This window comes from Oceanobacillus saliphilus, assembly GCF_023522835.1.
Taxonomy (GTDB): domain Bacteria; phylum Bacillota; class Bacilli; order Bacillales; family Amphibacillaceae; genus Oceanobacillus; species Oceanobacillus saliphilus.
Genome location: NZ_JALCZU010000139.1, coordinates 1 through 269, shown reverse-complemented (window position 1 = coordinate 269; position 269 = coordinate 1). Strand labels below are relative to the sequence as shown.

Sequence of the window (269 nt, the reverse complement as noted above, 5' to 3'; positions counted from 1 at the left end):
ACCAGTATGACCAGGCCGTCAGGTAGCCGAAGAAGGGGCTCATATAGCGATGCGCGTAAACGGCGAAAGAGCCGGTTACCGGCTCCAGGAAGAGCATTTCGCCCATGGAACGCATAATGAAGAAAACAAACAGCCCGGCGATAATATACGCCAGTAATACGGAAGGGCCTGCCCATTTGAGCGTGCTTGCGGAGCCCATAAACAGGCCCACGCCGATAGTGCCGCCCAGCGCTATCAGTTCAATATGACGAGCTTCCAGCCCACGCTGC

At 56.1% G+C, this 269-nt stretch carries 1 pseudogene; it reads right to left on the bottom strand.

The features are described 5' to 3' along the window. A pseudogene (locus MN204_RS20720) lies at window positions 1–269 on the bottom strand (amino acid permease); the annotation flags it as partial.